Source organism: Chitinophaga sp., assembly GCF_036569185.1.
Taxonomy (GTDB): domain Bacteria; phylum Bacteroidota; class Bacteroidia; order Chitinophagales; family Chitinophagaceae; genus Chitinophaga.
Genome location: NZ_DATCRD010000274.1, coordinates 1 through 6136, shown reverse-complemented (window position 1 = coordinate 6136; position 6136 = coordinate 1). Strand labels below are relative to the sequence as shown.

Here is a 6136-nt window from a genome sequence, read left to right as displayed (position 1 = left end):
GGTATATATTCTGCGAACTGTAAATGTTCTCCGGCATATAAATACTTTATCATGATTGAAATCTTCAAAACAAATATCCAGGAACCAGCACAGGCAGCAACCGTGTTAGAGGCGATTAAAGAAAAACTTCCAGGTGCACGCATCCACTTTGATCATAACGACAGCGATAAAATAATCCGTGTGGAAGCGCCGGTGATCAATACAGAGACAGTGGTCTCAATCGTCTACGCATTGGGATTTACATGCAAACTGATGGAAGACAAAATTTGTATCAGGAACAAACCTTCCTCTCACGAAACAGGATCATTCTGGGAATCAAGTTTTATTGACAAGCAGGCTATGTGGGGATTTGAGCCTGCTGATTCTACTCTTTTAGCGAAGGATTTTTTTATAAAAGAAGGTATTAAAGATATATTGATTCCAGGCATAGGATATGGCAGGAATGCAAAAGTGTTTATAGACAATGGTATCAAAGTAACAGGGATCGAAATTTCAAAAACGGCCATTGATCTGGCAAAAGCGCATTACGGTAACAGTATGAAAATCTATCACGGCTCTGTAACAGACATGCCTTTTGATCATCATCATTACGAGGGAATTTTCAGCTATGGATTAATTTACCTGCTGGATGAGGATGAACGGAAAAAGCTCATCCGGGATTGCTATGATCAGCTGCAACCCAATGGATACCTCTTCTTTTCAGTTATCTCAAAAAATTCACCCAATTACGGGATAGGTACACAGATAGGTAAAGACCGTTTTGAAGCAACTCAGGGAGCCAAAATATTTTTCTACGACAATGAATCGGTACAGGAGGAGTTCGGCGAATACGGACTAACAGATTTTTTTGAGATAGAAGAACCTAATAAAACGATGCCGGGTAAATCTTCCTTCAGGTTTATTATAATAAAATGCAGGAAGGGGTCATAAAAACATAAGCACCGCCCGGGGACTTTTCATCGATCCGGTATTTGAACAAGCACCGTAACAAAATATATGCATCCCCGGCATTTTTGCACAGACAGTAAAGCAAATAAAAAACCGCTACAGTCGAGAACTATAGCGGTTTTTAAAAATCATTAAGCATTGATAATCTCTGCTCCCTAGTTGCCCAACCAGGATTCGAACCTAGACAAACAGAACCAAAATCTGTCGTACTACCATTATACTATTGGGCAATACCATTGTTGTTTGGGATGGCAAAAGTATAACTTTTTTTATTTCTGCAAAAAAAACTTGCAATATTTTTAAAATATCCTTTGAAATCCTTTATGGTAAAGACTTACAAAACAATCTCATTTACTTTTTCCACTATCTGTACCGGTTTTATCCACTCCATACATGCATGATCCCCTCTGAAACAGGGTTTATTGCCAAATACAGAGCAGGGCCGACACGGAAGATCCGGAACCTGGACAGCATTTTCCGGCGCCTGCGCATAGCCCATGAACCCGGCAAAAGGATGGGTGGCGCCCCAAACAGATACTACCGGCACTCCAAACAGGGAAGCCAGGTGCATGTTGGCCGAATCCATACTGATCATCACATCCAGCTGGCTGATCAGCGCCATTTCCTCGTCCAGGGAAAAACGCCCTGCCGCCACAATTACCTCCGGGTATTGCGCTGCCAGTTGTGTCAGCAACGTTACCTCCTGTTTACCTCCCAGAAGAAACAGCTGTATCCCCTGTTCCCGCGCCAGCGTTCCTAAAACAACGGCCATTTTCTCCAAAGGATACATTTTTTCGCGGTAGGTGGCAAAAGGAGCCAGTCCAATCCACTTTTTGCCTTGTTTGGAACCAGTTACTACAGTAACTGATCCGGGCAGCGTACGGGGCTGAAAAACAGGTTTACGGCCCATTTCACAGCGAAGACCCAGCTGCCGGAAAACCCGGGCATATCTTTCTATGGTACTGGTGAGTGGCTGTAATATCTTGTTCTCACGCCGGGTCAGCGCTTTCTTTTCCGCGCGGCCTTTGTCAATAGCTGCCACAGGAGTGCCGCTCAGGCGGAAAAAGGTCCGGATGATCTGGGATCTCAACACATTATGGAGGTCTGCCACTGCTGTAACCCGGTGGGTTCTCCTCACTTCACGGAACAACCGGTACAACCCTTTTACCCCTTTGTGAATGCCTTTTACATCGGCAGGAAAGAAGGTAAGCCGGGAAATGCCCGCGCACAAAGCGCCCCAGTTCCTGTTGGTCACAAAAACAATCTCCACATCCGGATTTTCATCCAGCACCTGCTTCATTACAGGAATGGTCATAGCTACATCGCCTAAAGCAGACAACCGGGTAACCAATATCGTTTTAACTGCGCCCAAGTATGAAGGTTTATTTTTCGTTCTTGTATAAAACCGGGTTCAGGGAAGGATCGTTATACATCTTCATTTGCTTGTATACCTTCATAAACTTCCTGCCGGCGGCAATATCGGCCAGGAGCGCCTCAATAGCGGTGCCCAGGTCTTTTTGCTGCTCCAGGAGTATATCCAGCTTTCGCTGGCAGGCAGCCCGGTGCTCAGGAGTGGCGTCTGCACGGGTGGCTTCTTCCTGCATATGATAAATTTTCAGGGCTAAAATAGATAACCGGTCTATTGCCCAGGCGGGGCTTTCCGTATTGATGGTCGCATCCGCAGCGGGTACCGTTTTACTGTATTTCTCCAGGAAATAGCTGTCGATATATTCCACCACATCTGTACGCTCCTGGTTGGAACGGTCTATCCAGCGCTTAATCCCCAATGCTTCCACCGGGTCAATGTTCGGGTCGCGGATAATATCCTCCAGGTGCCACTGCACCGTGTCTATCCAGTTTTTCAGGAAAAGCAGGTGCTCAATGCTGCTCTTTTCATAGGGATTGGAAATGGCCTGATGCACATCATTGTGCTCATGGTAGGCCACGATACTCTGGTTAAATATCTTATTGCACAATTGTGTAAACATGGCGCAAATGTACAAAAGGCTAACAACAAAAAAGAAGCGCATGGTAGACACCATACGCTTATTGTAAAAGATTGTCATGTGAATGTTCGAGAATGCAAATCGTGAAGGCTTTCAATGGTTATCTTGGGGTTGAGATGCCGTCAAGGTTATACCACCTTATTTCCTTTTTTACCGCAAATGATGCGATGACATCATCCTGGCAATAATATTTTTATGATGATTTATTGTTTTGAATATTTTTTAAATGCAGTAAAAATCAATCACTCTAATGGCTACACGTTTTAATTGAGGGTGTTTAATAATATAGCTGTTAACAAATTGTCAGATCACCAATTACAGGGCCAGGATCACAGACGTTACATTATTCATCAACCGGAAGTGGCTTCCACCACTGCTTTTATGGGATTTCCTCTGCTAATGTTGACAATTTCATTTGTTTAATTATTCTCAAATAGTACCGGGTTTTCTAAATAATCAGGGTTTAAAAGTGGACATCATTATGTCCGTGTGTCTTAGTGCAAATTAAAAGGGGCCACTGCATTATACACTGCAGTGGCCCCCTTTTTTTATACAACGTTAGTGGTAATTAATGTATTTTTTTGTCCAAATTAGCTTTCTGGGCCAGCTGTCAGCTTTATTTTGGTAGCGTAATAAAGTGGGATGCCCAATAATATAATGCCCAGTCCCGGTAAAGTATAACTGGTTTCAAACACCAGCAACAGCGCCGCCAGCGATAATGCCACAATAATGTAGATCATAGGCAGCACAGGGTAACCAAATGCTTTGTATGGGCGCTCTGCCTCCGGGCGTTTCTTTCTTAAAATAAAAATACCCAGAATGGTAAGTACATAAAATATCAGTACCCCGAAAATTACCAGCGCCAGCAGATCGTTGTACCTTCCGGTCAGGCAAAGCAGGGAAGCCCACGCGCACTGGATCCACAAACCATAGCCAGGCACGCTGTGCTTATTCAATTCGCCTGCTTTTTTAAAGAAGAGCTTATCCTGGGCCATGGTGTAATAGATCCTTGCACCCGACAGGATCAACCCGTTGTTACAACCAAAAGTAGAGATCATGATCATCACGGCAATAATGATGGCGCCGCTGGAACCAAAGATCTGTTCAGTCACTGCCACGGCTACACGGTCGTTGGCGGCAAATGCAATTTCATTCAGCGGTAGTACGGCCAGGTACATCAGGTTACAGCTCACATAAATGATGGTCACAATCAGTGTTCCCAGGAAAAGGGAACGGCCTATATTCCTGGCGGGGTTCTTAATTTCCCCCGCAATAAAAGTTACATTGTTCCATGCATCGCTGGAAAACAACGAGCCCTTCATGGAAACAGCGATGGCGCCAAATAATGCCAGCCCCGATAAAGCAGTGGTTAATACCGTACCATTCTGGGAAGTAACTGCGGCTGCATCCCAGGCGTGTTGCCAGTTGGCATTCCATATCTCGGATTTTGCACCAAACAACAATCCGAAAATAATAAGCCCGAATAAAGAAAGCAGCTTCGCCAACGTAAATACTGTTTGTATCAGCTTGCCGTGGTGTACACCACGGGTGTTTATAAATGTTAGTAAGATGATGGATACAATAGCCACTATCTGTGCTGCGGAAATCTGCACAATACCGGCATCCAGCAATATGTTCTTCTCGCTGAAACCCGGGATCAGGTAGGCGGTAAACTTGGCAAAGGCCACCGCCACCGCAGCAATGGTACCACTTTGAATAACGCCAAGCTGCGTCCAGCCAAATAAGAACGCAATAAAAGGATTGTAGGCTTCCCGGAGATACACATACTGGCCTCCTGCTTTGGGGAACATTCCCGATAACTCGCCATAACTGAGCGCGGCAATCAGCGTTACCACTCCTGCGAGCACCCACATAGCAGTGATCCATCCGGCGCCGCCCACACTACGCGCAATTTCCGCAGTTACAATAAAGATCCCGGAACCGATCATAGAACCGGCCACTATCATGGTGGCGTCCAGCAGGCCAAGGGATGGCTTGAATGATTTAGTTTGGTTGATTTCCATATTGATATTTATAAAAAGTCCCGGCTCATAAAAGGAACCGGGACTATAAGGTAGAAAATTTTTCTGATGGTTTATCCGCTTATTTGCCAGAAGCTGCTGCGCCATTCTCATTCATACCCTTGATTACTTCCGGTGTTACATCGTAAGCCGGATCTTTATAAAGGATATTGCTGGCAGTACTGCGGTAAGAGAATATATATGCAAAACGTTTGTCGGCATTAAATGCTTTCAGGAAATCGTCCAGTCTCTTCTGTAACTCCTCGTTGAATTTGGTTTCCTGCTCTGTATAGGAAGCACGCAGGTTTTGCGCTTCCTGCTCCAGCTGCTGTTGTTTGGACATCAGGCTGCGCTGTGCGGCCTCGCCCTGTTCCTGTGTAAGTGTAGATGCCCTGCGCTGCAGATCCTCATATTCGCTCTGTAATGCCCGGGCCTTGCCTTTCAGCTGGTTGTCCATCTGCTGCTGCTTTTGCTCCAGCACGGCTCTTTTTTCCTTGAAATACTCAAAATGCGCCTCCAGTGAGTCCAGGTCTACGTACGCAATTTTGAAACTACCTGCAGCAGGAGTACTGCTGTTTGCCGCAGATGTTGCAGCTGGCGCACTGTTACCAGCTTTATTTCCCTGGCAAGACATCAATAATCCGGCTGAAAACGCCGCCAATAATCCTTTTGTCACTAATTGTTTACAAGTGCGCATGTTAATAGGTGGATTTGCTTTAAGTACATTTAAAAAATGGAAGGGCTAAAATAAGGTTTTTACCGGATTTTCATATTCCCATCCTTTTTTTTAGCGAGGTTTTAACTAATATTATTATTTCACCTTATCCAACAGGATCTCCGGCTCATTGGTGGTGATAAAATCTATCCCGTTTTTCAGCAAATCATCCATTATTTCCGGGTTATCTATCGTCCAGGCATTGGTGGTCACTTTATGCTGTTTGGCAGTAGCTATCAGCTGCGGATCATTTTTAAACACCTGCTGGTGATAGTCCAATCCCCAGATCCCGTCTGCCTGTAACTGTGCAGGCGTTTTGTCGCCGTTGAGATAGGCTATTTTAGCCGCCGGATCAAGCGCTTTTATTTTTTTGCAGATGTTATAGTCAAAGCTGATGTAAAACATCCACGCCTGGGCCTTCTTTGCCTGCACCATGGCCACCGCTT

General features: G+C 45.0%; 6 protein-coding genes and 1 tRNA gene. 1 reads left to right on the top strand and 6 read right to left on the bottom strand.

What is annotated here, in order from left to right; all coding sequences use genetic code 11:
* Positions 1–51: 51 nt before the first annotated feature.
* A complete protein-coding gene (locus VIM72_RS21210) occupies positions 52–930 on the top strand; it encodes a class I SAM-dependent methyltransferase (RefSeq protein ID WP_332004828.1) in 879 nt (292 codons plus the stop codon).
* 177 nt (positions 931–1107) lie between these two features.
* Here the strand turns inward: VIM72_RS21210 and VIM72_RS21205 are convergent.
* The 6 genes from VIM72_RS21205 to VIM72_RS21180 form a co-directional block, all read right to left on the bottom strand.
* A tRNA-Gln gene (locus VIM72_RS21205) sits at positions 1108–1178 on the bottom strand.
* A gap of 104 nt (positions 1179–1282) precedes the next feature.
* On the bottom strand, positions 1283–2320 hold the full coding sequence (locus tag VIM72_RS21200; protein WP_332004827.1) for a glycosyltransferase family 9 protein: 1038 nt from the start codon (positions 2318–2320) through the stop codon (positions 1283–1285).
* Positions 2321–2330: 10 nt separating this feature from the next.
* Positions 2331–3014 (bottom strand): DUF4254 domain-containing protein, encoded by a 684-nt coding sequence (locus tag VIM72_RS21195; RefSeq protein WP_332004826.1) that lies wholly within the window; start codon positions 3012–3014, stop codon positions 2331–2333.
* A gap of 530 nt (positions 3015–3544) precedes the next feature.
* Positions 3545–4978, bottom strand: a complete 1434-nt coding sequence (locus VIM72_RS21190; protein WP_332004825.1) for an APC family permease — start codon at positions 4976–4978, stop codon at positions 3545–3547.
* A 79-nt stretch (positions 4979–5057) separates the two neighbouring features.
* Positions 5058–5672, bottom strand: a complete 615-nt coding sequence (locus tag VIM72_RS21185; protein ID WP_332004824.1) for an OmpH family outer membrane protein — start codon at positions 5670–5672, stop codon at positions 5058–5060.
* 114 nt (positions 5673–5786) lie between these two features.
* A partial coding sequence (locus tag VIM72_RS21180) for a glycerophosphodiester phosphodiesterase family protein (RefSeq protein WP_332004823.1) occupies positions 5787–6136 on the bottom strand: 350 nt, incomplete at its 5' end.

Excerpts from the sequence above, each read along its gene's own strand:
- VIM72_RS21210 (WP_332004828.1), top strand. The coding sequence starts at position 52 with ATGATTGAAATCTTCAAAACAAATATCCAGGAACCAGCACAGGCAGCA.
- VIM72_RS21195 (WP_332004826.1), bottom strand. The coding sequence starts at position 3,014 with ATGACAATCTTTTACAATAAGCGTATGGTGTCTACCATGCGCTTCTTT.
- VIM72_RS21190 (WP_332004825.1), bottom strand. The coding sequence starts at position 4,978 with ATGGAAATCAACCAAACTAAATCATTCAAGCCATCCCTTGGCCTGCTG.
- VIM72_RS21185 (WP_332004824.1), bottom strand. The coding sequence starts at position 5,672 with ATGCGCACTTGTAAACAATTAGTGACAAAAGGATTATTGGCGGCGTTT.